Below are 25416 nucleotides of genomic sequence, written 5' to 3' on the forward strand. Positions count from 1 at the left end.
TGACCGGCTGTCGGTGTCATCGTGCAGAATGACAGGTAGGCGTGAGGGGACGAGGGGATGCGGGTAGAAGAGGCGATCGGGCGGCAGCTCGCGCGGCTGCGGGCGGAACGCCGGATGTCGCTGACCGAGCTGGGCGAGGCGCTGGGCCGCTACCTGGACAGGCCATGGAGCCGCCAGGCCGTGCACCAGGCAGAGCGCGGCCAGCGCGCCTTCACGGCGGCCGAGCTGACCGCCCTCGCCCTGGTCCTCGACACCTCGGTCCAGGTGCTGTTCCGCGCCGAGGACGTCGGGATCGAACTGCCCGGCGGCGCCGTCTCCCGCGAGGACTACCGGGGGATCCTGCTGAGCAGAGAGCCGGACATGCCGCTCGACGGGGTCGAGGAGCTGATCATCGCCCTGCACGACATCGGCGAGGTCCTCTCCCGCCCCGCCCTGGCCCGCCTCGCCCGCATCGGCCGCGTAGCCGACCAGGTAGCCGGCCCAGAACACTAGTCCGCTCAGCCCGGCACCTCGGCCTGGCTCGGGAACTCCGCCTGACATTCTCCCTTCGCCCGAGATCCCGCCTCTGCGGACATCCCGGCCCCGGCCTCGTTGCCCAGGACGGGCTCTGGCCGGATCAGGGCGGGGTCGTTCAGATTGGGAGCGCGCACCCGAGCGAGACGGTCGCCGTGAGCAGGACGGGAGGTGTCAGCGGGGACGCCCCATGGCAAGGCTGTCAGGTGGGAAGTGACGGTGGTGGTGGAGGCGGCCGGGGTGGTCACCCGTGATCCGAGACGCCGGGTTCGCCGCCGTCCTGCCTTCACCCGCGGGAGTCCTATGCCGGCTGACCGGTCACCAGCGCGACCTCGGCGCCGTCGCGGAACTCATCGCTCACTCGCTCGTCCAACAGCTCATCGAGCGCCGTACGCAGGTGCGCCAGCAGGCCCCAAACGTCGTTCACGCGCTCGGGGCAGGCCACGATGCCGAAGTCGAGCATGCCGTCGTACGAGAAGCAGGTGATGTTGAGGCCGCCGCTCATGTCGGTGAGCACCGACAGCGGGTAGTAGGACAGAACCCTGCCGCCGCACAGATAGAGCGGGAACTGCGGGCCGGGGACGTTGCTGATGATGAGGTTGATCGGCGGGAAGGCCATCCCCGCCAGCCGGAAGATCGCCGGCGTGGCCAGGCTGGTGACCGGGGCGGGCAGCACCGAGCACAGCTCGCTCAGCCAGGTGGCCGGCGCCCGTGCGAACCGCCGCTTGGCCTGGCCCATGGCGTTCCCGACGGCCTGCAGCCGCTCTTTGGCGTCCGCGATGTTCGTGGGCAGGGGCGCCACCATGGTGGAGATCTGGTTGCCGGCCAGGTCTTTCGCCTCGGCCCGCCGTACCGCCACCGGCACGGCCACGATCAGCGGCGTCTCGGGCAGCGCGTCCCGCTCGCGCAACCACGAACGCAGGGCCGACGTGCACAGGGTCATGACGACGTCGTTGACGCTCACGCCGTTGGCCTTGGCGACGTTCTTGACGTCCTTGAGCGACAGCGAGCCGAAGGAGAGGTGGCGGCGGGCGCTGATGGGGCCGTTGAACGGGGTCCGCGGGACGGCGAGGCTGGGCAGGCCGGGACGGTGGTGCCCGTCGCCGGCGACCACCCGCGCGGCCTTGGCGATCAGCTTCGCGCCGGGGAGACTCGCGGCCACAGGGATGGCGTCCAGATCTTCCGCCGCTCTGACGGCCGACTGGAGGGCGCGTACGGGATGGGTCACGCCACGGACGGCGGCTCCGGCCAGCATCTTGATCATCCCCGGCGGGCCGTCCTCGGGTGACGGAGAACCACCCGTCGACCCGCCGCCCGTAGCGCCCACCTCGGAGGACGGGCCCGCGAGGACTGCGGGCTCCGCGCCGGCCGGCGACTCGGAGCTGATGGGACGGGCGTCGGCGGGTGGAGCGGAGTGGCCTGCGGGGTGGCCTGAGGGGTGGATGCCGGCGGGGGGGTCGGCGGCGGTCGGGTGGGTGTCGGTGCGCCGGTTCGCGGGAGAGAGGTCACTGGGAGGTTGGGGGGAGGGCAGGGTTTGAGGGTTGGCGGGGTGTTGAGTCCGAGGGTGGGCGGGGCGCTGCGGCCGTGGGGTCGTTGTCGTCGTGGGGATGTGCCGGCGGGTGAGGTGGCCGTCGGGGGTCAGGTCGAGGAGAGTGGCGAGGGTCTCGGCGCCTGAGACGCCGTCGATGGCGGCGTGGTGCACCTTCGTGTAGACGGCTACCTTTCCGTCCGTCAGGCCGGTGATCAGGTGCATCTCCCACAGCGGATGCGCACGGTCGAGCCGGCGGGCGTGGAGTTCGGCCACGGTGTCGGCGAGCCGCCAGTCGTCTCCGGGCTCGGGCAGCCTGGTTTCGAACAGGTGGTTGGCGAGGTCGAAGTCGGGATCGGCCGCCCAGTACGGGTGGTCGAGTCCCAGGGGCACCTCCACCAGGCGCAGGCTGAGCGCGGGGGAGAGGTGGAGGCGGTCCAGCAGCAGCTCCGCCAGGGCGGCTCTGTTGACCGAGCCGTCAGCCGAGTCGAGCAGCGCGAGACCGGCCACGTGCGCGGCGGTCGTGGTCGTCTCGACATTGAGGAACTGGGCGTCGAGTGCGGTCAGCTGGCGCATCGGCTCTCCTTTCCCTTGATGTGGGCAGCTTCACACAAGGGGATTTCCGGAAGGTTTCTGCGCGAGTCTTTCAGATGAATTCAGGTGCGCCGAACCAGCCTTTCGTGAATCGCCAGCTCAGCTCGGATGGGTGAGAATTTCCTATCCATTGACGACATGAATGGGATGTTGGACGACGGCGTCGAAGTGGTAGCCGAACGGATGGCGCGGGATGGTGAGGGGCTGGGTGGCGCCGGTCTCGTCGGTGGCGCGCGCCATGAGCAGTCGCGTGCCCGTACGCTGCGGAGCCCATTCGACGTGCCAGGGCAGCCAGGCGCTGACCAGGTGTTGTCCGTGGTGTTCCGCCTGGCGCCAGGTCAGTCCGCCGTCGAGGCTGACCTCCACGCGTACGATCCGGCCGCGTCCCGACCAGGAGCGGCCGCGCAGGACGCGTGGGCTCCCGATGGGCAGGCGCGCGTTCCATTCGAGCTCGAATGCGCTCTTGACCGGCTGGGTGGTGACGTCCGGGTAAAAGACCGAGTTCCATGGTGTGAAGAGCTCTGTTGTTGAAACTTCTATGTCGCCGAGCCATTTTATCGACGCTATTCCCACCCATCCCGGCACCACCAGTCGCACCGGAAATCCATGATCGGGCGGCAGTGGTTCGCCGTTCATCTCATAGGCGACGAGCACGTCGCGCATGGCCTTGTCGAGGGGGAGCGGCCTGCGGACATGGCCGTGGTCCTCGAACGGCGCGTCGAGCCCGGTGGGCAGCACGTCGACCGCGCCGGGCAGCGCGCCCACTTCGTCGAGGAGATGGCGCAGCGGGACGCCCCGCCACCGGGCGACCCCGATCGCGCCGAGCCCCCACTGGGTGCCGGGTGCTCCGTCGTGCTGCTGGGTCCGGTAGAAGCGCCGCCCGTTGCCCGCACATTCGATCGCCACGTCGTACGTGCGGGACGGCATCTCCCGCAGCTCTTCGTAGCTGAACGCGCGCGGACGGCGTACGCCGGCCCCATGGACGTTCAGTCGCCAGGTGGTGGCGTCGATGAGCGGGGTGAAGGTGTGATTGCGCACGAAGAACCGGTCGTTCGGGGTGTGGTACCCCAGTCCCGCCATCGACTCCCAGCGCATCTCCGCGCTGTTGCCGTGGACCCTGAACAGGTGGTCGGGCAACGGCTTGATGATCGCCGCCGTGGCTTGCTTCATGAGAGCATCACCTCGTTATACCTATTTCCTACCTGGAAACCATTTAATCTCCTCGCCCTGCGTGGTGGCGACCCCATTGCCGAAACCTGTCTCAGCTGTACGGGAACGTTCCAACAGGGATCCGGGCCGTCCGAGCCGTCCCGCAGCCTCTACCCGGCTCCGGGCCCGGGCCAACCCCGCCACGGTCGGTCGGCAGGGTCAGGCCGGATTGGCGGACAACGGGAACGGGCGACCGGCGTTGAGGTTGTCGATCAGCGTGAGGAGGCCCTTGCGGCCATTGTTGGCTGCCAGCCAGCGGCTCACCTGGCAGGCGGATTTCGCATACATCGTCACGTCCTTGGACGCGGCGTTCAGCCACTCGTCGAGTGTCTGAGGGAGCGGAGTCGAAGGTGCCACCAAGCAGCGGCCGGAGGTCATCTGCGGGGCGGTCTGCGGGGCCGTCTCCGGGGCCGTCTTCAGGGCCGTCCCCGAGGCTGGCTTCGGGGCGAGGTAGCGGGGGTCGTCGGCGACCACCACCGCGAGGCCCTCGTCGAACCACTGCGGGACTTCGGCTCCGGACGTGAGGCGGGTGTGCAGCTCGACGTGGGACATCTCGTGCGCGGCGATCACCGGGTCTATGCCCTTGGGGGAGAGCAGTACCGATCGGTTGAGCACCGCTATGCCGCGCTCCCCGCCGCCGCCGATGCGCTTGTAGCAGCTCTCGGTCAGGCAGGCGAGCACGGTGGGAGAGCTGCGCCGGGTGCCGTAGAAGCCGGCGACGAGGCGGCGGGCCTGCTGGACCGTCTGTCTCACCTGCGCCTGCCGCGCGCCGGACAGGCCGGCTTCGGTGTAGACGGACTCCTCCAGCTCCGTCAGGCCGTAGCAGCCGGGGCAGAACGTCGAAGCCAGGGACGGGAAGGCCAGGGCCACCCCGGCGACGGCGGTCACGAGCAGCGCTGCCAGAATCGCGAGGAGCCGCGCCCACAGCTTGCGCGACTTCATCCGCAGGGGCCGGTGCATCTTGCTCGGGATCTCCTTGGGCGAGGGTGGGTGGTGGGAACACTATTTCGTATGGCGGGGCCGGGCGCATCAGCCCACGGGTTGTCATGCTGACGGTTGAGAGGGCGGCTGTGCCTGCTTCTGGGGTCCTGCTCTCCGGGGTCCTGCGCGACGGTGTGCTGCGCGACGCCAGGCCGCCGTCCGACGGGCCCGTCGGACGGGGCTGTCGGACGGGGCTGTCCCTGCGAGGCCGGACGCGGGTTGCCGACGAGGTCGGATGATGGGTCGGACCAGGCCGGATGGGTGGCGAATGGGTGTGCCGGACGAGGAGGAACGTGACCGGGACGTGGTGGTGGGACCTGGTGATCGGTGCGGCGGTCGCGCTGGTCGCGACGTGGGCGGCGCTGGTGGTCGCGCTCGTCGCCGTGCGGCCCCGTGGCGGTCTGTTGCGGGAGTCGCTCCGGCTCCTGCCCGACATGTTGCGACTCGTCCGGCGGCTGGCCGCCGACCGGGCACTTCCTCGCGGCGTACGGGTCCGGCTGTGGCTGCTGCTGGTCTATCTCGCCTCTCCGATCGACCTGATCCCCGACTTCATCCCCGTCCTCGGGTACGCCGACGACGCCATCGTGGTCGCAGCCGTGCTGCGGTCGGTCGTACGGAAGGCGGGGCCGGCGGTGGTGGAACGTCATTGGCCGGGGAGCGCGGACGGGCTCGCGGCCTTGGTACGACTCACGGGCCTGCACAAACGCCGCCTCCCGTGACGGCGCCGGCCGCCCCGCACGGCGCCGTCGGAGCCGCCCTCGCCTTCGCCTTCATCACCCCGGGCAAGCACGGTGCCCGCAGCGCCGCCACGACTTCGGCGGACGATGTCGACCGGACCACAGGGCCCGTTACGCGGAGAAGAGGCCGGCGATCGCCGCGATCTTGATGGCCAGCGTGATCGGCATCCAGAACAGCCAGGGCAGCAGCCAGCGAGCCGCAGAGGCCGAGTAGCGGAAGAACACCACCACGGTGGCGGCGGCGAGCAGGAGGCCGGTCGCATCGGTGACGGCGACGGAGCGCAGGCCGTCGGCCAGCCAGAAGAGGGCGGTCTGCAGATAGCCGGCGATCAGCACGGTCAGGGGTACGGTGACGTCGCTTCCGCGTGGTGCCCGGCGCCAGAGCTGCCAGGCCGCGATTCCCATGCCGGCTTTGATCACGAGCCAGACCGCGATGAAGACCCCCGCGGGCACGGGGATCTGGGTCATCCCGAGATCGGTGGCGACCTCGGGGTTGAGCGCGAAGGCGAGTGCGCCGGGAATCTGCCCGATGAGCACGGGAACGAGGACGAAGAGCAGCCCGACCGGCCAGAAACGCGAGCGAGCCGCGCCTGGCTCGTGGGTGCGGGTGTCGGCCGAGGCGTTCATCAAGGTTCCTTCCGGCTGCCGGTGGCCGCGCCGCCGGCGAGCTTGGCGAGCAGGGCGTGCAGGGTCTGCCGTTCCTCAGGCGTCAGCGGGCCGAAGAACTCGCCCGAGATGCGTTCGCTGACCTGTTCGGCGTCCCGGATCTTCCGCACGCCCGCCGGCAGAAGGTGCACCTCCACGGCACGCCGGTCGCGCGGGTGGGGACGCCGCTCTGCCAGGCCCATGGCCTCCAGTTCGTTGACCAGCGTCACCATCACGGGTTTGAACACACTCAGCCGCTCGCTGAGCCGCGACTGGACCAGCGGGCCGCTCTGGAGCTGCGTCAGCACACCGAGGTGAAGCGCCTTGAGTCCTATCTCGGCCAGCACCTCCTCGTACTGCTCACCGGCTCTGGCGGCGACCCACGACAGCAGGAAACCGGTCGAGCGCGCCAGCTCCTCGGGGGGACCCTCGCCCAGGTCGCCACCGAACGCATTGTCGTTAAATCTCATAACGTTATTAAGATTAACGTTATTGAGGGCGCAACGTCAACGGGCGCGTGAAGACATGGCGGCGGCGAGCCCGCACATGCGCCGACGCCCCAGAAGCCCGTGCCCCAGAAGCCCGTGCCCAAGAAGCCCGTGCCCCAGGACGCCGGCGGCGGAGAGGCCGCTCGCGGCCGGCTGCGTCAGCGGCCGAGGAAGGCCAGCAGCCGCTCCAGCGGCCAGGTGTTGATCACGTCGTCCGTGGTCAGCCAGGCCCGCTGCGCGATCCCCACCCCGAACCGCTGGTTCGCCAGGTGCGGGATCGCGTGCGAGTCGCTGTCGATCGAAAACTTCACCCCATGGTGCTTGGCCAGCCGCACCAGGTCGGCGGGCAGGTCGGAGCGGTCGGGGTAGGAGTCGATCTCCATGGCGGTGCCGGTCCTGGCGGCGGCGCGGAAGACGGCCTCCCAGTCGGCGTCCACCGGCTCGCGCTTGCCGATCTTGCGGGTCGTGGGGTGGCCGATGATGTCGACGTACGGATTCTCGCAGGCGGCGATGAAGCGGCGGGTCATCTCGTCGCGCGGCATGCCGAAGTGGGAGTGGACCGAGGCCACGCAGACGTCGAACTCCCGCAGGATCTCGCCCGGCCAGTCGACCGAGCCGTCGGGAGCGATGTTGAGCTCGCTGCCGTGCAGCAGGCGCATGCCGGGGTGGCGCGCCTGCAACTCGGCCACCCTGGCCCGCTGCTCCAGCGCCTTGTCCAGGGTCATCCGCTGCATGGCCAGGTCGGGCGCGTGGTCGGTGACCGCGTAGTAGGAGTAGCCGCGGGCGGCGCCGGCGGCGACCATGTCCTCCAGCGAGGCGATGCCGTCGGTCAGGTCGGTGTGGGTGTGCAGGTCGCCCTTGAGGTCGGCCAGCTCCACCAAGACCGGTAGCGATCCGGCCAGCGCCGCCTTGACCTCGCCGCCGTCCTCGCGCATCGGCGGCGGCACGAACCGCATGCCGAGCGCCTCGTAGATGTCCTCCTCGGACTCGGCGGCGATCACCCGGTCGCCCTCGAAGAGCCCGTACTCGGACAGCTTCCAGCCCTTCTTGACCGCCATCTCCCTGATGGCGACGTTGTGCTCCTTGGAGCCGGTGAAGTACTGCATCGCCGCGCCCCACGAACCGGCGGGCACCACCCGCAGGTCGACCTGCATGCCGGACGTGGTGCGGATCGAGGTCTTCTTGTCGCCGGAGGCGATGACCTCGGCGACGTAGGGCTGGGCGCGGAAGTCGTCCATGATGGACTCGGGCGCCACGGCGAGGATGTCGATGTCGCCGATCGTGTCCTTCATCCGCCGCAGCGAGCCCGCGTAGGCGATGCGCTCGGCCTTCAGCGACCCCATCACCTGCTCGGCCAGGGACATGGCGACGCCGATGTGGACCCGGCGGCCCGACTGCTCCAGCTGCTCGATGCCCTTGAGCAGGTTGGCCAGGGTCTTCGGGCCGAGGCCCTTGACCCCGTCGAGGCGGCCGGAGGTGATCGCCTCGCTCAGCGCCGCGGTCGAGTCGATGCCGTAGTCCTCGAACAGCATGATCGCCGTCTTGGGGCCGAGCGAGGGCACCCTGGTCAGCCGCCGCACGCCGTCGGGCACACGGCCGCGCAGGTCGTCGAGCTGGCGGAAGCTCCCGCGCTGCAGGAACTCCTCCATCTTCTTGGCGATCGCCTCGCCCACGCCGGGGACGCCGCGCACGTCGACGACCGAGATGTCGTCGGGGAACCCGGCGATCGCCTTGGCCGCCTTCTGATAGCTCCGAACCCGGAAGGCGTCGCCGCCGCAGAGCGCGAACAGCTCCGCGTATTCCTGCAGCGCCGCCGCCGCCTCCTCATTTGCCCGCATGACCCATACCTTAGGGGCCCGCTCCGACAAATGATCCCTGACGGGCCCGGGTCAGAAGCGCACCTCGCGCGCCCGGTACGGCGCCTCCAGGAAGGAGATCTCCTCCTGCGTCAGCGACACCGAAACGGCCGCCACCGCGTCGTCCACGTGCCGCTCCTTCGTGGCCCCCACGATCGGCGCCGTGATGCCGGGCCGGTGCAGCACCCAGGCCAGCGCGATCCGCGCGGCGGGCAGCGCCCGGTCGGCGGCCACCTTGGCGACGCGGTCGACGATCTGCTGATCGTTCTCCGGGTCGTACAGGTAGTCGATGCGCCCGTCCGACCCCGTCCTGGTCGTCGCGGCGGGGGAGCCCGCCCTGGCCAGCACGCCGCGCGCCAGCGGGCTCCACGGGATCACGCCCACGCCCTGGTCGGCGCAGAGCGGCAGCATCTCGCGCTCCTCCTCGCGGTAGAGCAGGTTGTAGTGGGGCTGCATCGAGACGAACCTCGTCCAGCCGTTGACCTGCGCCACGTGCTGCGCCTTGGCGAACTGCCAGCCCCACATGCTCGAAGCGCCCAGGTAGCGGGCCTTGCCGGCCCTGACCACGTCGTGCAGCGCCTCCATGGTCTCCTCGATGGGCGTCTCGTCGTCCCAGCGGTGGATCTGGTAGAGGTCCACGTAGTCGGTGCCGAGCCGCTTGAGCGAGGCGTCGATGGCGGCGTGGATGTGCTTGCGCGACAGCCCGCGGTCGTTGGCGCCCCGGCCCATCGGGAAGTACACCTTGGTGGCCAGCACGTAGTCCTCGCGGCGCGGGAAGACCTCCCGCAGCGTCTCGCCGGTCACGACCTCGCTCGCGCCCGCGCTGTAGACGTCGGCGGTGTCGAAGAACGTCACGCCGGCCTCGGCCGCCCTGCGGACGAGGGGCTCGGCGTCCTGCCGCGGCAGCGCCCAGTCCTGTTTCGCGGGGTCGCCGTAGCTCATCATGCCGAGGCAGATCCGCGAGACCTTCAAACCTGTGTCACCGAGTCGCGTGTAGTCCATGGTGCACACCTTATGAGGACGAATCCGGCGGCTGGCCGGGGGCGTCCGCTCGGGAGATGCTGGCGACCATGAAGCCCCGCGTGCGGCCCCTTCCCCCCGGGGAACGGGACGACTTCACGAAGTCCAGCCCGTACAACGTGTTCGCCACCCTGGCCAGGCACCCGCTCCTGTACGAACCCTGGCGCCGCTTCGACGCCGCGCTCCAGGACGGCACGCTGCCCGACCGCGATCGCGAGCTGGCCGTCCTGCGCACGGCCCACCACTCCGGCAGCGAGTACGAGTGGAACCGCCACGCCCGGCGGGCCAGGGAAAAGGGCCTGTCGGCCCTGGAGATCGAGCTGGTACGCCGGCCCGACGCCCTGTGGTCGGTCGAGGACCAGCTCGTCCTCCAGGTGGCCGACGACCTGCACTACGCCGGCGACCTGACCGACGCGACGTGGGCGGCGCTGTGCGACCGCTACGACGAGGCGGGCAGGATCGAGCTGGTGCTGCTCGTGGTCCATCACACCGCGCTGGCGCTGGTGGTCAGGACGCTCCGGGTGCGCTCCGAGGAGTGATCATCGTGACGCCCGGCACCGAGCCGATCGAGGCCAGCGCCTTGCCGGCGTCGGCGAGCCCGATCGTGCGGGTGACGAGCTGGTCGGGGTGGAGGATCCCGGCCCTGATCATCTCCAGCATCGGCGGGTACGCGTGCGCGGCCATGCCGTGGCTGCCCAGCAGCCGCAGCTCGTGGCCGATCACCCGGTCCATCGGCACCGGCGTCGCGCCGCCAGGCAGCAGCCCGACCTGCACGTGACGCCCCCGGCGGCGCAGGCTCTCGACCGAGGCCGCGCAGGTCTGCGGACTGCCCAGCGCGTCGATCGACACGTGGGCCCCACCCCTGGTCAGCTCTCTGACCTGGGCGGCGGCGTCTCCGGCCGAGCCGTTGACGAAGTGGGTGGCGCCGGCCAGCTCGGCCAGGTGGAGCGCGTCGGTGCTGATGTCGACCGCGACCACCCGCGCGCCGGCCGCCGTGGCGATCATGACGGCCGACAGGCCCACGCCGCCGCACCCGTGCACGGCCACCCATTCGCCGGGACGCACCTCGCCGACCTGCGCCACGGCGCGGAAGGCGGTGGCGAAGCGGCAGCCGAGCCCGGCGGCGGTGGCGTACGCCATGTCCTCGGGGACGGCGATCAGGTTGACGTCGGCGTGGTCGATGGCGACGTAGTCGGCGAAGGAGCCCCAGTGGGTGAAGCCGGGCTGCGTCTGCCGCTCGCAGACCTGCTGCTCGCCGGTGGCGCAGGAGGGACAGGTGCCGCAGGCGCAGATGAACGGCACGGTCACGCGCGCTCCTGGCAGCCAGCCGCGCACGTCGGAGCCGACCGCCTCGACGACGCCGGCCAGCTCGTGCCCGGGAACGTGCGGCAGGACCTTGATGTCGGAGTCGTGGCCCTGCCAGCCGTGCCAGTCGGACCGGCACAGGCCGGTCGCCTCGACCCTGATCACCGCCCCGTGCGGGGACGGGGAAGGATCGGGCAGCTCGCGCACGTCGAGCTCTCCACCGAAGATGTCAAAGGCAACCGCTCGCATCTCATGAGCTTAGAGTCAATTGCCGCAGCTCGCGCAAGGCCCGGTGCGACGGCGAGCCGGGTTCGGTGGTGTAGAGCACGAGACGCAGGTCGTCGCGGTCGGGCACGAGCATGACCTGGCAGATCGTGTCGATGACGCCGACCGCCGGATGGATGATCTGCTTGCGCTGTTCGCGGCGGATCTCCACGTCGTGCTGGGCCCACAGCTCGGCGAACTCCGGGCTGAGCGCGTGCATCTCGGCCACGAGCTCCTGGAGCGCGCGGTCGCCGGGGTAGCGGCCGGCGGAGACGCGCAGGTCGGCGACCGAGGCTCGGGCGAAGCGGCCCTTCTCCTCGTCGCTGAGGTGCTCGGCGATCTGGGGGGACAGGAAGACCCAGCGGATGACGTTGAGCTGCTCGGGCGGCAGGGCGTTCAGTCCGCCCATGAGGGCGTCGGCCATGGGGTTCCAGGCGCGGATGTCGCCGCGGGCGTTCACGACGTACGCGGGCACCTCCTCCAGGAACGTGATCAGGTGCATGACGCTCGTCGGCACGTCGTCCCTGATGCGCGCGGGTTCGAGCGGCTGGCCCGCCAGGTGGAACAGGTGCGTGCGCTCGTCCTGGCTCAGCAGCAGCGCTCTGGCCAGCGCGCCGAGCACCTGCCGCGAGGGGTGCGGGCCCCTGGCCTGCTCCAGGCGGATGTAGTAGTCGATCGACATGCCCGCGAGCTGCGCGACCTCCTGCCGGCGCAGGCCGGGCGTGCGGCGGCGGTCCCCGCCCGGCAGCCCCACGTCGGCGGGCGTGACGCGGGCGCGCCGGGCGCGCAGGAATTCGGCCAGTTCGTCGCGGTTCATGGCTCCATCCTCCGTGATGGGACGGCGGCGAGGGTGGCACCGTTGATACCAGCCTCCCCAGGCCTCTCCTCCTAGAGCCCTGACCTGGGCGAACGTGGAGACATGACGAAAATCGCTCTCATCACGGGTGCCAACAAGGGAATCGGATACGAGACCGCGCGGCTGCTGGCCGGGCAGGGCGTCACCGCCGTCGTGGCGGCGCGCGACGAGGAACGCGGCCGGGCCGCGGCCGGGCGGCTCGGGCTGCCGTACGTCCACCTCGACGTGACCGACGAGGCGAGCGTGACCGCCGCCGCGAAGTGGGTCGAGGCCGAGTACGGCCGGCTCGACATCCTGGTCAACAACGCCGGGATCGGCGGCGGGATGACCGCGCTGCAGCCCAGCGCGCTCACGACCGCGCAGGTCAAGGAGGTCTACGAGACGAACGTGTTCGGCGTCGTCACCGTGACCAACGCCATGCTGCCGCTGCTGCGCCGGTCCGCGTCCGGCCGGATCGTGAACCTGTCGAGCGAGCTCGGCTCGCTGGCCATCGCGGTGGACCCGGCCACCCCCTTCCGTTCGTTCAACCACCTGCCCTACAACTCCTCCAAGACCGCGCTCAACATGATCACCGTCTGCTACGCCAAGGAGCTGGAGGACACCCCGATCAAGGTGAACGCCGTCTCCCCCGGCTACTGCGCCACCGACCTGAACGAGAACACGGGTGTGCTCACGCCGGAGCAGGGCGCGGCGGTCGTCGTACGGTTCGCGACCATCGACGCGGACGGGCCCACAGGGACCCATGTGTACGAGGACGGCGTGGTCGCCTGGTGATGTGTCAAGAACGGGAAAAAGGACAGAGGGGGGTGATGGGAAGAGATCTGGATAAGGAGCGCTTCACCGAGGCGGAGTACGCCCGCTTCGCTGACCGCATCCACGAGCAGCTCGGGGTGCTGCGCGAACTGCTCGACACCCCGGGCTTCGGCCAGGGCCCGACCACGATCGGGGCCGAGCTCGAACTGTTCCTGGTCGACGAGGAGGGCCGGCCCCTGCCGCGCAACAGCCAGGTGCGCGAGGCCCTCGGCGACCCCCGCGTCGTGCTGGAGCTGGGCCGCTTCAACATCGAGGTGAACCTGACCCCCACACCCCTGGCGGGCAGGCCCTTCGAGACGCTGAGCGGCGAGGTGCAGGAGACGATCGCCAGGGTGGACGCGGCGGTGGCGGACGGGGGAGCGGTGCCCATCGGCATCCTGCCCACGCTCGACACCGAGGACTTCACGCGGGGCGCGATGAGCGACCAGAACCGCTACCGGGCCATGAGCAGGGGCGTCAGGCGGCTGCGACTGGAGCCGTTCCTGGTCAAGATCGAGGATCTGGAGCTGTCGGTCGAGGACGTGATCCTCGAAAGCGCCAACACCTCGTGGCAGGTGCACGTACGCACGCCTCCTGAGCGTTTCGCCCGGATGTTCAACGCCGCGCAGCTGGCCATCGGGCCGGTGCTGGCGGCGTGCGGCAACTCGCCGTTCTTCCTGGGCCGGTCGTTGTGGGAGGAGACGCGGATCGCGCTGATGGAGGAGGCCGCCGACGACCGTGACGTGCAGCGGCTCGAGCGCAGGGACGGGCGGGTGACGTTCGGCTCCGACTGGGTGTACGAGGGCGCCCACGAGTTGTTCGAACGCTACGTGAAGGACTACGACCCGATCCTGCCCGACCTCACCGAGGACGCGCGGCCGCACGAGGTGCCGGAGCTCCGGCTGCACCAGGGCACGATCTGGCAGTGGAACCGCCCCGTCTACGACCCCGCCGACGGCGGCCACCTGCGGATCGAGATGCGGGCGCTGCCCGCGGGGCCCTCGTGCGCGGACATGGCGGCGAACACGGCCTTCCTGCTGGGGCTGACGTTGTCGCAGGCGGAGCGGGACCTGACCGGCTACCAGTTCGCGCAGGCGTACCAGAACTTCTATCGCGCGGCCATGCACGGACTGGACGCCAAGCTGGCCTGGCCCGGCAGGGAGGGCGAGTTCGACGCGGCGGAGCTGGTGCTGTCGCTGCTGCCCGAGGCGCGGGAAGGGCTGCTCGGAGCCGGGGTGACGCCGGGCGACGCGGACCGGGCGCTGGGCGTGATCGCGCAGCGCACCCGTACGCGGCGGACCGGGTCGGTCTGGCAGCGGGAGGCGCTGGAGCGGTTCGGCGGCGACCGCGGGCGGCTCGTGCGGCGCTATCGGGAGCTGGCTCTGACAGGTTCTCCTGTGCATTTGTGGAAGTGATCGCAAACCTTGGTCGCCCTTTTTCCGTCAGACTGGTCAAGAGACGGAAAAAGGTGAGGAAGATATGGCGGCATCGGGCATGGTTCCTACCGACAAGGCAGCCTTTGTGCTGAATCGGGCGACGGGCGACCTGGCGGATGGGGCGGCCAAGCTGGCGAGCGATATCGGGAGCACCTCCGTCGAAGCGGTGCTCGCGGCGGCCAACCGGGCGATGAGACGCAAGGGCGCGAGCGCGACGATGGGCTCGATGAACCCCAGACCGGCCGAGTGGTACTCCTTCGACGACGGCGACCAGCAGAGCGCCGACTGGTACCCCCAGGGCCTGACCGGCAGCGATGACTCCGGCGGGATGGGGGTGCCGTCGTTCCTGGTGAGCTGGTACTTCAAGCCGGAGGCCGGCGAACGCGGCATCAGGCTGTCGTTCGTCAGCCCGCGCACGCTCAAGTACCGGCACGCGCTGCTGGTGCAGGCCAAGCCGGACGGGGCGTACGGGCCGATCGACATCCACGCGGGCGGCATCGCCTGCCACGGCGACCTGCTCTACGTCGCCGACACCACGCGCGGCCTGCGCGTCTTCGACCTGAACAACGTGCTCGACCTGCGTACGGTCCAGAACGACCTGGGCGACCCGCAGCGCGTCGGCAGGCACGGGGGCAAGCTGCACGCCTTCGGCTACCGCTACGTCATCCCCCAGACCGACTTCTGGAAGGTGGCGCAGGCCGGGCCGCGCTTCTCGTTCGTCTCGATCGACCGCAGCGGCGCCACGCCGCGCCTCATCAGCGGCGAGTACCGGGAGAACGACCCCGGCGGCTGGGTGGGGCGCTGGGACCTCGACCTGGCGGGCGGCGCGCCGGTCGACGCCTTCGTCATGGGCCACCCCAAGATCCAGGGAGCCACGTCACGGGGCGGGAAGTGGTACCTGAGCCAGGCGGCCAACGCCACCACCAACGGCAAACTGCTCGTCTACGAGGGCCAGACCCTGCGCACCAGGCCGTTCCCGATCGGTCCTGAAGACCTGGCCGTGCAGGAGAGCAAGTTGTGGAGCGTCACCGAGTTCAGGAACAAGCGCACGATCTTCGGCGTGAGCCTCTGAAGGCTCTCAGCCGTCGAGGTGGTGGCGCAGGACCTCGCGGTAACGGCGGTCGAAGTCGTCGTAGACCGCCCGCAGCTCGGCACCGGGCCAGCCGTCCGGCAGCAGTTCGCGCGGCAGGAGCGGGTCGGCCAGCAGGTGGCGCAGCACCGCGGCCGAGACGAGGAACCCCTCGGCCAGCCCCTCGGCCCGGCCGAGTGCGCGTTCCAGCCGGCGTGCCTCGCTCGCCCAGCCGTCCAGGTCCCACAGCAGGGGCGTGGGGTCGTCGTGCGGGCGGCCGTCGATCAGCGTGCACTGCGCCGTGACGATCTCCGGCCAGGCCCGCGCCAGGTTCGCCGGGCGCATCCAGGTGCCCTCGCGCAGTTCGGCCAGGCGCAGCGCGAGCATCGCGTGCCGGAACGCGGCCCGCTCGGCCGGAGCCCGGCGCTCCGCGGTGACCACGGCCACCTCCCACGTGCCGTCCCACGGCTTCGGGTGCGGGTCGCGGCTCTCGTCCTGCCTGGCCTGACGCTCGACCAGCCGCTGCGACAGCGTGTACTGGCCGTCGGATTGCAGCAGGTCGCCCGCGGCCAGCATGCGTGACAACGCCACCCTGACCGTGCCCTCGGCGATGCCGAACAGCGCGCCGATGCGCACCAGGTGGCGCGCCGGCAGGCGGGGCGGGTGACTGCCGAGCAGCGCGCTCAGCACCGCGGAACGCGCGCTCAGTGTGGTATTACGCTCTTCCATCGCGTGTCGAGTATATGTAACACTCGCGGTATGGGCCGGTATCTCATCGAAGCTTTCGACCGCGGCGAGCGCAGCGACCGCTACGCCACCGAGCGCTACCAGGGCGCGGCCGGTCGCAACTGGTGGCGCTGCGACCCCACCCTGCGCCTGCTCATGCGGCGCCACCTGGGCGACGGGCTCGCCTGGGCCGAGCCGCACCTCGACGCGCTGGGCGAGCTGACGGGCGGGCTCGTCGCCGAGTGCGCCGAGGAGACCGACAGGAACCCGCCGCGGCTGGAGAAGTACGACAAGTGGGGCAGGGACATCAGCCAGGTCGTCATGCCGCCGTCGTTCCACACCGCCCGGCAGGCCCTGATGGGCGCGAACTTCACCTCGCCCTCCTTCGCCGCGCAGGCCAGGGCGCACGGGGCCGATCCGGCCGCGCTCGGCGCCGCGTGGACGTACCTGCTCGATCAGGCCGACATCGGCATGGGCTGCGCGCTCGGCACGGGCGGGGACATGGTGGTCTCCCTCGCCGAGAAGCACGCGCCCGAGGACGTACGCGATCGGGTGCGGGAGATCTTCGCCAGCGGCTACTACTCCGGCGAGGCCGCTCAGATGTTCACCGAGCGCAGCGGCGGGTCCGACCTGGCCGCGCTGGAGACCGAGGCGGTGCCCGCGGGCGACGCGTGGCTGTTGTCCGGGTTCAAGTGGTTCGCCTCCAACGCCAACGGCTCGGCGTTCGTGGTGCTGGCCAGGATGCCGGGCGGGGCCGTGGCGCCGTTCCTCGTCCTGTGGGAGCGGCGCGACGGCAGCCGCAACGGCGTGCGCATCCGCCGGCTCAAGGACAAGCTCGGCACCAGGTCGGTCGCCTCTGCCGAGGTGGAGTTCGAGCGGGCGGAGGCGTTCCTGCTGGCAGGAACCGGCTCCGGCGAGGGTTCGGGCCTCGGCACCATGATGAAGCTCACCAACGCCTCCCGGCTCGGCGTGGCCATGATGGGCCTCGGCGTGGCCAGGCGCGCCCTGGTCGAGGCGATCTGCTACGCCCGCTCGCGCGAGGCGTTCGGCAGGCCGCTGATCGAACAGCCGCTCATGCGGCGCCGGCTGGGCGAGCTGATCGTCGAGGTCGAGGCGGCGCAGGCGCTGGTGTTCGACGGCCACGTCGGGCCCCGGCTGCGCCTGGCCCCCGCCCTGATCAAGCTGCGCACCGCCCGGCTCGGCGTGACCGCGGCCAGCGACGCCATCGAGGTGCACGGAGGCAACGGCTACATCGAGCAGTGGCCGGTGGCCCGGCTGCTGCGCGACGCCCAGGTCAACCCGATCTGGGAGGGCGGCGACAACATCCTCTGCCTCGACGTGCGCCGCGCCATGCTCAAGGAACGCGCCCACCTGCCCTTCCTCGACCACCTGCGCGCGCTGGCCACCTCCGACCTGGTGCGCGGGCGCGTGGACGACCTGACCAAGGCGATCGAGGCGTGGTCCGCGCTGGAGCACTCGGTGGCGGAGGAGCGGCTCTATCCGCTGGCGCAGTTCATGGCCGACGTCTACGCCGCCGCGCTGCTGGAGGACCAGGCCACGTGGGGGCTCGACGACGGGCGCAAGTCCCTGGTGGCCCGCCTGTACGCCGAGGCCCACCTGGCCGACCAGGGCCCGCTGCGCGGGATCGACCGCCCGGCGGAGGACCTGGAGCATTTTGATGCTCTTGTATCGGGAGCCTTCGCGAACTGAGATTGGATCATCAAATCTGGCCCCGTTCCGCCGCTGTACCGCCAGAAAAGTAGCGCGGTGTGGACGTGGGGCGCAGACGGAAAGGATTTTGACTGCTTGGAGTCACCATTTGGAGAGGCGGTCGGCCTGGGTAGTGCCAAGCCGCTCGAGCGGGCTACGCCGCCTCTGGCAGGTCAGGTGGTTGCGGTCCGGGCAGGGATCGCAGAACGGCATCAAGACGCATGGCGTCGCGGCGGAACGCCCGCGCAAGGTGCTCGTTCTCCTCCCAGCTCGGGCACAACATGCAGATCGCACCGAGGCCACGGGGACTGTACGGTCTACTGGACAGACCCCAAGGCCACACTGCCGCCTAGCCGCACGACGAGGTCGTCGTTCAGTTGGCAACGCGCGAGTCGTCACGCGCGGGTGGGCAATGAGGGCTCCGGTGCATACGACTTCGTCGAAGACGGCGGCAGGGTCAAGGAACTGCGCCCAGCCTTCCTCTACACGCCGGTGTGGGTGTACGCCGCCCACAGGGTAGGTGCCGCGCCATAGCGGGCGCGCTGGTTACGGACGGCTTGGTGCAGGGCGTGGGCCGTGCGGCCGGTATCGGGTGGGGCGGTGCCGTCGCGGGTGAGGTGACGATAGAAATCGGTGGTGAGCTGGTGGGCGGCTCGGTCGTCGATGGGCCAGAGGGTGCCGACGACACTCTGGTACCCGGCGAGGTGGAAAGCGCCGGTGAGGTGGATGGCTTCGTCGGTGAGGGTGGGACTGGAGACGGTGGTGTCGCATGCGGACAAGTAGGCCAGGGCACCGCTGAGGTAGCGGGCGCTGATGTCGGCGACGGTGAGCGGCGCAGTCTGGTGATCGTAGAGGATCAGGCTGCTTCGGCCGGGCTCGGCCCAGTTCGCAATGCCGTGGCAGGCGAAGTGGGCTATGGGGGAGGCGGCGAGAGCCGCGAGGACCTGGTCACGGGTAGGATGCGCCGGGCGCCGGGCGCCGGGAATGAAGGCCGTCACGGTGTCGGCCTCCGCGCCGACTTCGTTGAGCGTCGGGGTTCCGGGGGCGTCGGGGACGGCAATGACGACCGTGCCGGTGGCGGAGCGGGGCGGATGGGAGCGGGCGTAGGCCAGGGCTCGCACGGTGGGGGTGTACGAGGAGACAACCCGGTCGAGCACCGTACGCGATGGGTCGTCGTGATGACCGGCGGCGTGCAGTGGGAGGTAACCAAGGACTCCGACCGGGCACCACCATACCCGCGGCCAGTCCCGGTCGGCGCCGAAGTAGCCCAGCTCGGCCAGCACCGGCTCGGTGACGACGTCCCACAGCCAGGCCAGCACGTCGAGGATCGTCTTCTGTGCGGTGATTCGTGCCGCGAGGGGCAGCACCGGGTTGCCGGTATCCCGGCAGGCGGTCAGTAGCCGGTTGGCCTGTGCGGCGGCCGCCTCCTCGGTAAGCAGGCCGAGCCGGACCGTGCGAACGGGCCGACCGGGGTCGCCGGTGAGGATGACTGCGTCGCTGCGCTGCCCGCTGTTGGCGAAGATGTAGACGATGGGCCCATCGGCTGCCTGGGCGGTGAGCGCGCCGATGTCCGGGGTGTCCAGGAATCCAGCGAAGCCCTCCACGGCCCGGATTCGGCCGATCAGTTGGGCCCACTCGGCCTGTGCGCCGCGGCGCGCCTCGGTGAGCTCGCGCCCGGCGGTCGCGGCGTCGCGACGGTCAAGTGCCTCCCGCCGATGCCGCAAGTCCTCGAATGCCGCGGCCAGTTCGGGGGCACGCGAGCGCAGCTGGCCCAGGTCGCTGCTGCGGGCGTCGACAAGGTCGGCGACGAGCACTCCCCGGGTTGCCTCCAGCAGCTCCGCCGCACGCTCGGCGCGGCCCGCGTCGAGGGAGACCGCGGCGGCCACTCCGGCCAGCGCGCCGACAGCCTCCAACCGGTGTTCCCGGTCTCCCCGGGCCAGGGCGCGCGGTGTCAGCTGCGGCAGCAGCGCCACGGCCTCTTCGACCGCGGTCAACGCCTCCTGCCGGCCCGCGTCGTCGGGGCCGGCGAGGAGCGCGGACTGCCGGAAGGCGATGATTCGGACGATGGGCTCGGCGGCGGTGTTGTTGCCCGCTCGCCGGTACGCCTGCCTGGCTTCCGTCAGGTGCTCGGCGTTCTCCTCCAGGGCGAGGGATGCCTCGAGCGCGACGCCGAGGTTCGTCAACCGCCCGGAGAGATCCGGGTCGTCGTCGCGGCTCACGGTCACGGCCTCCCGGCCGACCCGGATGGCTTCGGCCAGCCCCTCCGGATCGCCGGTCCTCTCCGAGAGCTGCAGCAGGGCGATCGCGAGGTGGGTGAGGTTCCTGGCGCGCGCGGGATGGTGGTCAGGCGTGGCGGCGAGGGCCCCGCGCGCGGCTTGCACCGCCTCGGCCAGATGGTTGCTGTCCTGTGTCCGCTCGAAGAGCCTGAACAGAGCGACGCCGAGGTTGGATTCGATGACCTCGCGTTTGACGTGGTCCGAGGGAGTCGCGGCGACCGCGTCCCGCCCGGCCTGCACCGCCTCGGTAAGGACGGCGAGTTCACCAGTCCGTTCGTACAGTCGCAGCAGCGTGATGCCGAGGCCGGACAGCCGCGCTGCGAGGGCGGTGTCGTTCTCGGGTGTTGCGGCCACCGCCTGCCGTGAAAGGTCTACCGACTCGGTCAGTGTGTCAGTGTCACCTGTCCGCTCGAAGATAGTCAGCAGCGCGAGCCCGAGCTGGAGCAGGCGTGCGGGACGGTCGGGATGGTCGTTGGAAGTGACGGCGATCGCCGCCCGTGCCACGTCTACCGACTCGGCCATCCGGTTGGCGTCGCCGGTGCGCTCGGACAACTCCCGCAGCGCTTCGGCCAGGTCGTCCAGCCGTCCTGCCAGTTCGGGATCGTCGGCAGGAGAAACGTCGACCGCCTTGCGCCCAGACGCCACCTTCTCGGCCAGCACGGCCGTGTCACCGGTCCGCTCGAACAGCATCTGTAACGCAACCCCGAGGTTGGCCAGGTGAGTGGCCATGCCGGGATCATCGTCAGGGACGGCGGCGGCCGCGCTGCGGAAGAGGTCCACTGCCTCCCGCAGCAGCGGGAGTTGGCCGTTCTGCCGGTAGCTGAGCAGCAGCGCGGTACCTCTGAGGGCAGCCTGTTCATGCTCGTCACCCTCATTGTCCATCAGGGCCTCGAGGAGTGCCGTAACGTTGCCGCCCAGTCCACCCTGAGACGCCCGTTGTTCCTGCTCTTCCCGATCGAACTGCTCGTAGACACTGTGCAGTTCTTCGGGGACTGCCTCGGGCTGAGCCCGGTAGACCGGCTCCAAGTACCAGACTGCACGGTCAAGGTCCTCCTTGTCGCTGCCGATGGGCAGGGCCTGGTACCTCAGCCAGTGGAATATCCCCAGCACGTGGTCCGCTTCGATGTCCGCGTTCACATCGATGACACGGGCGAGCTTACTGGCCTCGCGCAGCGCGGCGTCGTTGAGCAGTGTCTGTACGTTCTGCTGGGACACGGTCTGTTCCAGGCGCCGCCGAAGGGCGGCCAAAGCCCTGTTACGTCTACTCATCCCGACTCCCCATGAGCTCTTCACTTTCACTACCCCGGCTCTGCTCTAGGCTTCCATCCGAGCGGCCGTCGAACACCTGGAAAGCCCGGACAATCCGGCGAAGGCGGTCCGCACCTCGGGATCAGGGGAAGCGCGCTCCGCGCTGTGCTGGGTGCAGGAGGCGTAGGTGACGCCGTCGACGAAGCGGCGTCAGAGTACAGCGCGTAGGACGATCCCGCGTCGCTCCTTCCGCCATGGGAACCCGACTGCGCGGGCGCCCGACGACTAGGCTCAGCAAGGACGCGTCGGCCGGCACACCGAGTACTTTCACGCATGCTCCACCCCTTGGCTAGACCTCGACGGGAGGACACCATGACAGGGCGGGACGGTCCACGGACGGAGCCTCAGGCAGCACTAGCCGCCCGGCTCGACCGGCTCCCCGCTCTTCCGTCACTGTGGGCGGCGCATCTTCACTCCGGCTGCTGAGTTCCCGGCCAGCCGACCGTCAAGGGGATCAGATGGGCCTGCCCCTGGACGAGCAGGGTCATCGCCTGCCCCGTCTGCGCGTCGAGCGGGCCGCTGTGGTCGAGACCCAGGCCGCGGGCCAGTTCGGGAGCGTGCAGTCGGGCCGCCGCCTCCACCAGCAGGGCGTATGCCTCCGTCGCCCGGCGGCCCCGCTGCCGGGCGGTCACGAACAGCCCGGCGACGAGCAGGGATGCGGGCCACCACAGAACGGCGACCGCCGCGTACAGCACGCCCCATCCGGCCAGCACCGCCGCCCTGGTGACCGACTCGCGGGCCTCCTTGATCTCGGCGCGGACCTGGTCGGGCAGCGCGAGCCACAGATGCGGCCAGACGCTCGGCAGGTCGAGGCCGCACTCCTCCCGGTAGCGAGCGACGACGGCCTGCACCCGGTCGCCCATCCACGTAGGGCGGGCGGGGCGCTCCTGCGCGGTCGCCATGACCTTGCGCAGCGCCAGCTCAAGGTCGAGGTCGGTGATCTCTGAGGGCGTGCCGCCGGGGATCCGGCCGCGCAGGTACTGCTCGCGCATCGCGGTCTCGGCGTTGTGGTCGGCGTCCCAGCGGCGGCGCCTGGCCCCCACACGGAGCAGGGCCAGACGGCGCAGGGGGCGGGGCCAGGACTGCCAGTCCTCGGCCAGCCACAGGCGTTCGACGAGCGAGCCGACGGCGGAGGCGGCGAGCCCGGCAGCTGCCGCGAGGACCGCGAACACGATCAGCTGGAGGAGCGCGGAGGCGTTGTCGCGCGGCGCGGACAGCGCCCCGACCTTGCTGACCAGCGGAGCGAAGGCGAAGCCGTCGAGGTGGCGGGCGGCGGCCACCGCGCACAGGTACAGGGCGCCGGGCAGGACCAGCAGAGTCAGCCAGCGCTCGGCGAACTTCTTGCCGACCTCCGCGAGCAGGCCGGTCATATCGCTGTCCAGGCGAGGTCCTCGTCAAACAGCGTGCAGCGGGGACGTGCGGTGGCGGCCGGATCCGGCTGCACCATCCGGGAACAGCGTCCCTTCGGGCAGTGGAACACGATCTCCGCACGGCGCACCGGGCCGAGCCCGCCCGAGGAGACGGTGAACGCGCCCCGGTCCGTCCCGCCGTACAGGCCGATGACGTCACCGGCCTGCTGCAGGGCGGTGTGCAGGGTGTCCAGCACGGCCCTCATCCGGTCGGGGTCGGCGTCGCCGGACCGCGCAAGTTCGAGGACCGCGTCGAGCGGGGCCGGATCGTCGAGTATCTCGCGCAGGTCGCCAGAGCTCTCACAGATGTAGGCAATGGCCGTTTTCTCCACGCGCTCACCATAGGGCGGTTTCTGTAGGAGATTCAGGAAATGGTGGCGGCCGACGCGGTGGACCGGCTGCTGGAGGATGCTGCGCCGGACGAACCAGAGCATGGCCGACGTCTACGCCGCCGCGCTGCTGGAGGACCAGGCCACGTGGGGGCTCGACGACGGGCGCAAGTCCCTGGTGGCCCGCCTGTACGCCGAGGCCCACCTGGCCGACCAGGGCCCGCTGCGCGGGATCGACCGCCCGGCGGAGGACCCGTTCGAGGAGCTGATGGGGGGCGCGGTCAGCCTCTGATCGGCGTCACTGGCCGGAGCGAGGATGAGAGCGTACGCTCGGCAGGTTCCCCGAGGAGGATCTCATGACCGTACGCGTGGAACGCCGCGGCCCCGTCACCACGGTGGTGCTCAGCAGGCCGCAGGCGCGCAACGCCGTCGATCGCAAGACCGCCGACGCGCTGGCCGGGGCGTTCAGGGACTTCGAGGACTCCGACGCCGGCGTGGCGGTGCTGTGGGGCGAGGGCGGCACGTTCTGCGCCGGCGCCGACCTCAAGGCGCTCGACAACCACGTCGGCGAGGAGGGCGACGGGCCGATGGGCCCGACCAGGATGCGGCTGGGCAAGCCGGTCATCGCCGCCGTCGCCGGGCACGCCGTGGCCGGCGGGCTGGAGCTGGCGCTCTGGTGCGACCTGCGGGTGGCCGAGGAGGACGCCGTGTTCGGGGTGTTCTGCCGCAGGTGGGGAGTGCCGCTGATCGACGGCGGCACCGTACGGCTGCCGCGGCTCATCGGCTCCTCCCGCGCCATGGACATGATCCTCACCGGACGGCCCGTCGAAGGGCCGGAAGCCTACGCGTGGGGGCTGGCCAACCGGCTCGTCCCCACCGGCACCGCCCGCGCCCACGCCGAGGAGCTGGCCGCGCGGATCGCCGCGTTCCCGCAGGCGTGCCTGCGCGGCGACCGCATGGCGGCGCTGGAGCAGGACGGGATGGCGGAGGCGGAGGCGATGCGGAACGAGCTGCGGCACGGCCTGGTGTCGCTGCCCGACGCCTCCGAGGGGGCCGCCCGCTTCGCGGCGGGCGCGGGCAGGCACGGCTCCTTCCAGAACCCCTGACCTCGGCGTACGGCTTCCCAAGATTGTCGGTGGCCGCGCGTATCGTGATCGTATGCCTGACATCATCGAGGTCGCCGGGCGCGAGGTCCCCATCACCAGCCCCGGCAAGGTGGTCTTCCCGCAGTCCGGCCACACCAAGCTCGACCTGCTCCGGTTCTACCGGAGCGTGGGCGAGGCGGCGTTGCGCGGCGTCCACGGCCGGCCCATGGTGCTCAAGCGGTTCGTGCACGGCATCGAGCAGGAGGCGTTCTTCCAGAAGCGGGCGCCGGCCAAGCGGCCCGACTGGATCGAGGTGGCCGAGCTCAAATACCGGTCGGGGCTCAGCGCCGAAGAGGTCGTCTGCACCGACCTGGCGCAGCTCGTGTGGGTGGTCAACCTGGGCTGCGTCGACCTCAACCCCCATCCGGTACGCTCCGACGACCTGTCCAGGCCCGACGAGCTGCGCATCGACCTCGATCCCGTGCCCGGCGTCGGGTGGGCCGACGTGCTGGCCACGGCGCAGGTGGCGCGCGAGGTGCTGGCCGATCACGGGCTGGTCGCCTGGCCCAAGACGTCCGGATCGCGCGGGTTCCACGTCTACGCCCGGATCGAGCGGCGCTGGCCGTTCGCGAAGGTGCGCAAGGCCGCCGAGACGGTGGCCCGCGAGGTCGAGCGGCGCGCCCCCGGCCTGGCCACCAGCCGCTGGTGGAAGGAGGAGCGGCACGGCGTGTTCGTCGACTTCAACCAGAATGCCTACGACCGCACGGTGGCCTCCGCCTACTCGGTGCGCGCGGTGCCTGATGCCCGCGTGTCGACCCCGCTGACCTGGGACGAGGTGCCGGGGTGCCGGCCCGAGGAGTTCACCCTCGAGACCGTGCCCGAGCGGCTGGCCGAGCTCGGCGACCCCTGGGAGGATCTCGACCTGCATCCCGGCTCGCTCGACGGGCTGCTCGCCCTGGCCGAGGAGCTCGGCCCCGCGCCCAAGCCGCCCAAGGGCAGCGGGCGCAGGCGGCAGACGATGCCGGTGATCGAGATCGCCAAGGCCGAGCACAAGGATGAGGCGATGGCCGGGTTCGAGCGGTGGAAGGCCCGCCACCCCGAGGCCGCGGCCCGGCTGGAGCCCGCCGACGTGCTGGTCGACGGGATGCGCGGGCGCAGCAGCGTGTGGTACCGGATCCGGGTCAACCTCCAGCACGTGCCCGAGGAGGAGCGGCCCGAGCAGGAGGCGCTGGAGGTCGACTACGACCCGTGGCAGGGCGGCGGCGGCCCGGTGAGCTGAA

At 70.8% G+C, this 25416-nt stretch carries 23 protein-coding genes; 10 read left to right on the plus strand and 13 right to left on the minus strand.

Features of this window, described 5'->3' with window-relative positions:
* The first annotated feature begins 57 nt into the window (after positions 1–57).
* Positions 58–492, plus strand: coding sequence for a helix-turn-helix domain-containing protein (locus ABFX54_RS24180; RefSeq protein ID WP_346108280.1), 435 nt, complete (start codon positions 58–60; stop codon positions 490–492).
* Between the two features lie 322 nt (positions 493–814).
* Here ABFX54_RS24180 and ABFX54_RS24185 read toward each other — a convergent pair whose 3' ends face one another.
* The 3 genes from ABFX54_RS24185 to ABFX54_RS24195 form a co-directional block, all read right to left on the minus strand.
* A complete protein-coding gene (locus ABFX54_RS24185; protein ID WP_346108281.1) occupies positions 815–2617 on the minus strand; it encodes a wax ester/triacylglycerol synthase domain-containing protein in 1803 nt (600 codons plus the stop codon).
* 141 nt (positions 2618–2758) lie between these two features.
* Complete coding sequence (locus ABFX54_RS24190) at positions 2759–3805, minus strand: sulfite oxidase (protein ID WP_346108283.1); 1047 nt, start codon at positions 3803–3805, stop codon at positions 2759–2761.
* Between the two features lie 198 nt (positions 3806–4003).
* The gene (locus ABFX54_RS24195) at positions 4004–4804 is read right to left on the minus strand and encodes a hypothetical protein (RefSeq protein ID WP_346108284.1); all 801 of its coding nucleotides are present in this window, start codon (positions 4802–4804) and stop codon (positions 4004–4006) included.
* 314 nt (positions 4805–5118) lie between these two features.
* Here ABFX54_RS24195 and ABFX54_RS24200 point away from each other — a divergent pair, with 314 nt between their 5' ends.
* Positions 5119–5544: a YkvA family protein gene (locus ABFX54_RS24200; RefSeq protein WP_346108286.1), complete on the plus strand. Its 426-nt coding sequence runs from the start codon at positions 5119–5121 to the stop codon at positions 5542–5544.
* A 129-nt stretch (positions 5545–5673) separates the two neighbouring features.
* On the opposite strand, the gene ABFX54_RS24205 is transcribed toward ABFX54_RS24200, so the two are convergent.
* The 4 genes from ABFX54_RS24205 to ABFX54_RS24220 all read right to left on the minus strand — a co-directional run bounded on the left by ABFX54_RS24205 (position 5674) and on the right by ABFX54_RS24220 (position 9553).
* Entirely contained in the window at positions 5674–6189 is a 516-nt protein-coding gene (locus ABFX54_RS24205; protein ID WP_346108287.1) for a tryptophan-rich sensory protein, read from the minus strand.
* Positions 6189–6677 carry a MarR family winged helix-turn-helix transcriptional regulator gene (locus tag ABFX54_RS24210; protein ID WP_346108289.1) on the minus strand — a complete coding sequence of 163 codons (489 nt, stop codon included), beginning with the start codon at positions 6675–6677 and terminating at the stop codon, positions 6189–6191. The genes ABFX54_RS24205 and ABFX54_RS24210 overlap by 1 nt, the downstream gene beginning before the upstream one ends.
* Before the next feature lie 176 nt (positions 6678–6853).
* The gene (polX, locus tag ABFX54_RS24215) at positions 6854–8533 is read right to left on the minus strand and encodes a DNA polymerase/3'-5' exonuclease PolX (RefSeq protein ID WP_346108291.1); all 1680 of its coding nucleotides are present in this window, start codon (positions 8531–8533) and stop codon (positions 6854–6856) included.
* Between the two features lie 51 nt (positions 8534–8584).
* Positions 8585–9553, minus strand: a complete 969-nt coding sequence (locus ABFX54_RS24220) for an aldo/keto reductase (RefSeq protein WP_346108293.1) — start codon at positions 9551–9553, stop codon at positions 8585–8587.
* Positions 9554–9621: 68 nt separating this feature from the next.
* Here ABFX54_RS24220 and ABFX54_RS24225 point away from each other — a divergent pair, with 68 nt between their 5' ends.
* A complete protein-coding gene (locus ABFX54_RS24225) occupies positions 9622–10110 on the plus strand; it encodes a carboxymuconolactone decarboxylase family protein (protein ID WP_346108295.1) in 489 nt (162 codons plus the stop codon).
* Here ABFX54_RS24225 and ABFX54_RS24230 read toward each other — a convergent pair.
* Entirely contained in the window at positions 10079–11125 is a 1047-nt protein-coding gene (locus tag ABFX54_RS24230) for a zinc-dependent alcohol dehydrogenase family protein (protein ID WP_346108296.1), read from the minus strand. The two genes, ABFX54_RS24225 and ABFX54_RS24230, sit on opposite strands and share 32 nt — an antisense overlap.
* A 1-nt stretch (position 11126) precedes the next feature.
* Complete coding sequence (locus ABFX54_RS24235) at positions 11127–11957, minus strand: helix-turn-helix transcriptional regulator (RefSeq protein WP_346108297.1); 831 nt, start codon at positions 11955–11957, stop codon at positions 11127–11129.
* Positions 11958–12059: 102 nt separating this feature from the next.
* Here ABFX54_RS24235 and ABFX54_RS24240 point away from each other — a divergent pair, with 102 nt between their 5' ends.
* From ABFX54_RS24240 to ABFX54_RS24250, 3 genes are all read left to right on the plus strand, one after another.
* Complete coding sequence (locus ABFX54_RS24240; RefSeq protein WP_346108298.1) at positions 12060–12770, plus strand: SDR family oxidoreductase; 711 nt, start codon at positions 12060–12062, stop codon at positions 12768–12770.
* A 35-nt stretch (positions 12771–12805) separates the two neighbouring features.
* Positions 12806–14203, plus strand: a complete 1398-nt coding sequence (locus tag ABFX54_RS24245; RefSeq protein ID WP_346108300.1) for a glutamate-cysteine ligase family protein — start codon at positions 12806–12808, stop codon at positions 14201–14203.
* Positions 14204–14309: 106 nt separating this feature from the next.
* Positions 14310–15296: a hypothetical protein gene (locus tag ABFX54_RS24250; protein ID WP_346108302.1), complete on the plus strand. Its 987-nt coding sequence runs from the start codon at positions 14310–14312 to the stop codon at positions 15294–15296.
* A 6-nt stretch (positions 15297–15302) separates the two neighbouring features.
* Here the strand turns inward: ABFX54_RS24250 and ABFX54_RS24255 are convergent, their stop codons facing one another.
* Positions 15303–16022, minus strand: a complete 720-nt coding sequence (locus tag ABFX54_RS24255; protein ID WP_346108303.1) for a PaaX family transcriptional regulator C-terminal domain-containing protein — start codon at positions 16020–16022, stop codon at positions 15303–15305.
* A 30-nt stretch (positions 16023–16052) separates the two neighbouring features.
* Here ABFX54_RS24255 and ABFX54_RS24260 point away from each other — a divergent pair, with 30 nt between their 5' ends.
* Entirely contained in the window at positions 16053–17729 is a 1677-nt protein-coding gene (locus ABFX54_RS24260) for an acyl-CoA dehydrogenase family protein (RefSeq protein WP_346108305.1), read from the plus strand.
* Between the two features lie 482 nt (positions 17730–18211).
* Here the strand turns inward: ABFX54_RS24260 and ABFX54_RS24265 are convergent, their stop codons facing one another.
* From ABFX54_RS24265 to ABFX54_RS24275, 3 genes are all read right to left on the minus strand, one after another.
* The gene (locus tag ABFX54_RS24265; protein ID WP_346108307.1) at positions 18212–21274 is read right to left on the minus strand and encodes a CHAT domain-containing protein; all 3063 of its coding nucleotides are present in this window, start codon (positions 21272–21274) and stop codon (positions 18212–18214) included.
* Between the two features lie 449 nt (positions 21275–21723).
* Positions 21724–22683 (minus strand): hypothetical protein, encoded by a 960-nt coding sequence (locus ABFX54_RS24270; protein ID WP_346108309.1) that lies wholly within the window; start codon positions 22681–22683, stop codon positions 21724–21726.
* Positions 22680–23156: a hypothetical protein gene (locus tag ABFX54_RS24275; RefSeq protein ID WP_346108310.1), complete on the minus strand. Its 477-nt coding sequence runs from the start codon at positions 23154–23156 to the stop codon at positions 22680–22682. Before ABFX54_RS24275 ends, ABFX54_RS24270 begins: the two co-directional genes overlap by 4 nt.
* On the opposite strand from ABFX54_RS24275, the gene ABFX54_RS24280 reads away from it, so the two are divergent.
* From ABFX54_RS24280 to ligD, 3 genes are all read left to right on the plus strand, one after another.
* Positions 23155–23343: a hypothetical protein gene (locus ABFX54_RS24280; RefSeq protein ID WP_346108311.1), complete on the plus strand. Its 189-nt coding sequence runs from the start codon at positions 23155–23157 to the stop codon at positions 23341–23343. The genes ABFX54_RS24275 and ABFX54_RS24280 overlap by 2 nt on opposite strands.
* Before the next feature lie 64 nt (positions 23344–23407).
* On the plus strand, positions 23408–24157 hold the full coding sequence (locus ABFX54_RS24285) for a crotonase/enoyl-CoA hydratase family protein (RefSeq protein ID WP_346108313.1): 750 nt from the start codon (positions 23408–23410) through the stop codon (positions 24155–24157).
* A gap of 52 nt (positions 24158–24209) precedes the next feature.
* Positions 24210–25415 carry a non-homologous end-joining DNA ligase gene (ligD, locus tag ABFX54_RS24290; protein WP_346108314.1) on the plus strand — a complete coding sequence of 402 codons (1206 nt, stop codon included), beginning with the start codon at positions 24210–24212 and terminating at the stop codon, positions 25413–25415.
* The last annotated feature ends 1 nt before the right edge of the window (position 25416 follow it).

Origin of the sequence: Nonomuraea maheshkhaliensis (assembly GCF_039529435.1) — a bacterium.
GTDB classification, from domain to species: Bacteria; Actinomycetota; Actinomycetes; order Streptosporangiales; family Streptosporangiaceae; genus Nonomuraea; species Nonomuraea maheshkhaliensis.

Coding starts and splice junctions, on each gene's coding strand:
- ABFX54_RS24180 (WP_346108280.1), top strand. CDS start 58: ATGCGGGTAGAAGAGGCGATCGGGCGGCAGCTCGCGCGGCTGCGGGCG.
- ABFX54_RS24185 (WP_346108281.1), bottom strand. CDS start 2,617: ATGCGCCAGCTGACCGCACTCGACGCCCAGTTCCTCAATGTCGAGACG.
- ABFX54_RS24190 (WP_346108283.1), bottom strand. CDS start 3,805: ATGAAGCAAGCCACGGCGGCGATCATCAAGCCGTTGCCCGACCACCTG.
- ABFX54_RS24195 (WP_346108284.1), bottom strand. CDS start 4,804: ATGCACCGGCCCCTGCGGATGAAGTCGCGCAAGCTGTGGGCGCGGCTC.
- ABFX54_RS24205 (WP_346108287.1), bottom strand. CDS start 6,189: ATGAACGCCTCGGCCGACACCCGCACCCACGAGCCAGGCGCGGCTCGC.
- ABFX54_RS24210 (WP_346108289.1), bottom strand. CDS start 6,677: ATGAGATTTAACGACAATGCGTTCGGTGGCGACCTGGGCGAGGGTCCC.
- polX (WP_346108291.1), bottom strand. CDS start 8,533: ATGCGGGCAAATGAGGAGGCGGCGGCGGCGCTGCAGGAATACGCGGAG.
- ABFX54_RS24220 (WP_346108293.1), bottom strand. CDS start 9,553: ATGGACTACACGCGACTCGGTGACACAGGTTTGAAGGTCTCGCGGATC.
- ABFX54_RS24225 (WP_346108295.1), top strand. CDS start 9,622: ATGAAGCCCCGCGTGCGGCCCCTTCCCCCCGGGGAACGGGACGACTTC.
- ABFX54_RS24230 (WP_346108296.1), bottom strand. CDS start 11,125: ATGCGAGCGGTTGCCTTTGACATCTTCGGTGGAGAGCTCGACGTGCGC.
- ABFX54_RS24235 (WP_346108297.1), bottom strand. CDS start 11,957: ATGAACCGCGACGAACTGGCCGAATTCCTGCGCGCCCGGCGCGCCCGC.
- ABFX54_RS24240 (WP_346108298.1), top strand. CDS start 12,060: ATGACGAAAATCGCTCTCATCACGGGTGCCAACAAGGGAATCGGATAC.
- ABFX54_RS24245 (WP_346108300.1), top strand. CDS start 12,806: ATGGGAAGAGATCTGGATAAGGAGCGCTTCACCGAGGCGGAGTACGCC.
- ABFX54_RS24255 (WP_346108303.1), bottom strand. CDS start 16,022: ATGGAAGAGCGTAATACCACACTGAGCGCGCGTTCCGCGGTGCTGAGC.
- ABFX54_RS24260 (WP_346108305.1), top strand. CDS start 16,053: ATGGGCCGGTATCTCATCGAAGCTTTCGACCGCGGCGAGCGCAGCGAC.
- ABFX54_RS24265 (WP_346108307.1), bottom strand. CDS start 21,274: ATGAGTAGACGTAACAGGGCTTTGGCCGCCCTTCGGCGGCGCCTGGAA.
- ABFX54_RS24270 (WP_346108309.1), bottom strand. CDS start 22,683: ATGACCGGCCTGCTCGCGGAGGTCGGCAAGAAGTTCGCCGAGCGCTGG.
- ABFX54_RS24280 (WP_346108311.1), top strand. CDS start 23,155: ATGGCCGACGTCTACGCCGCCGCGCTGCTGGAGGACCAGGCCACGTGG.
- ABFX54_RS24275 (WP_346108310.1), bottom strand. CDS start 23,156: ATGCTCTGGTTCGTCCGGCGCAGCATCCTCCAGCAGCCGGTCCACCGC.
- ABFX54_RS24285 (WP_346108313.1), top strand. CDS start 23,408: ATGACCGTACGCGTGGAACGCCGCGGCCCCGTCACCACGGTGGTGCTC.
- ligD (WP_346108314.1), top strand. CDS start 24,210: ATGCCTGACATCATCGAGGTCGCCGGGCGCGAGGTCCCCATCACCAGC.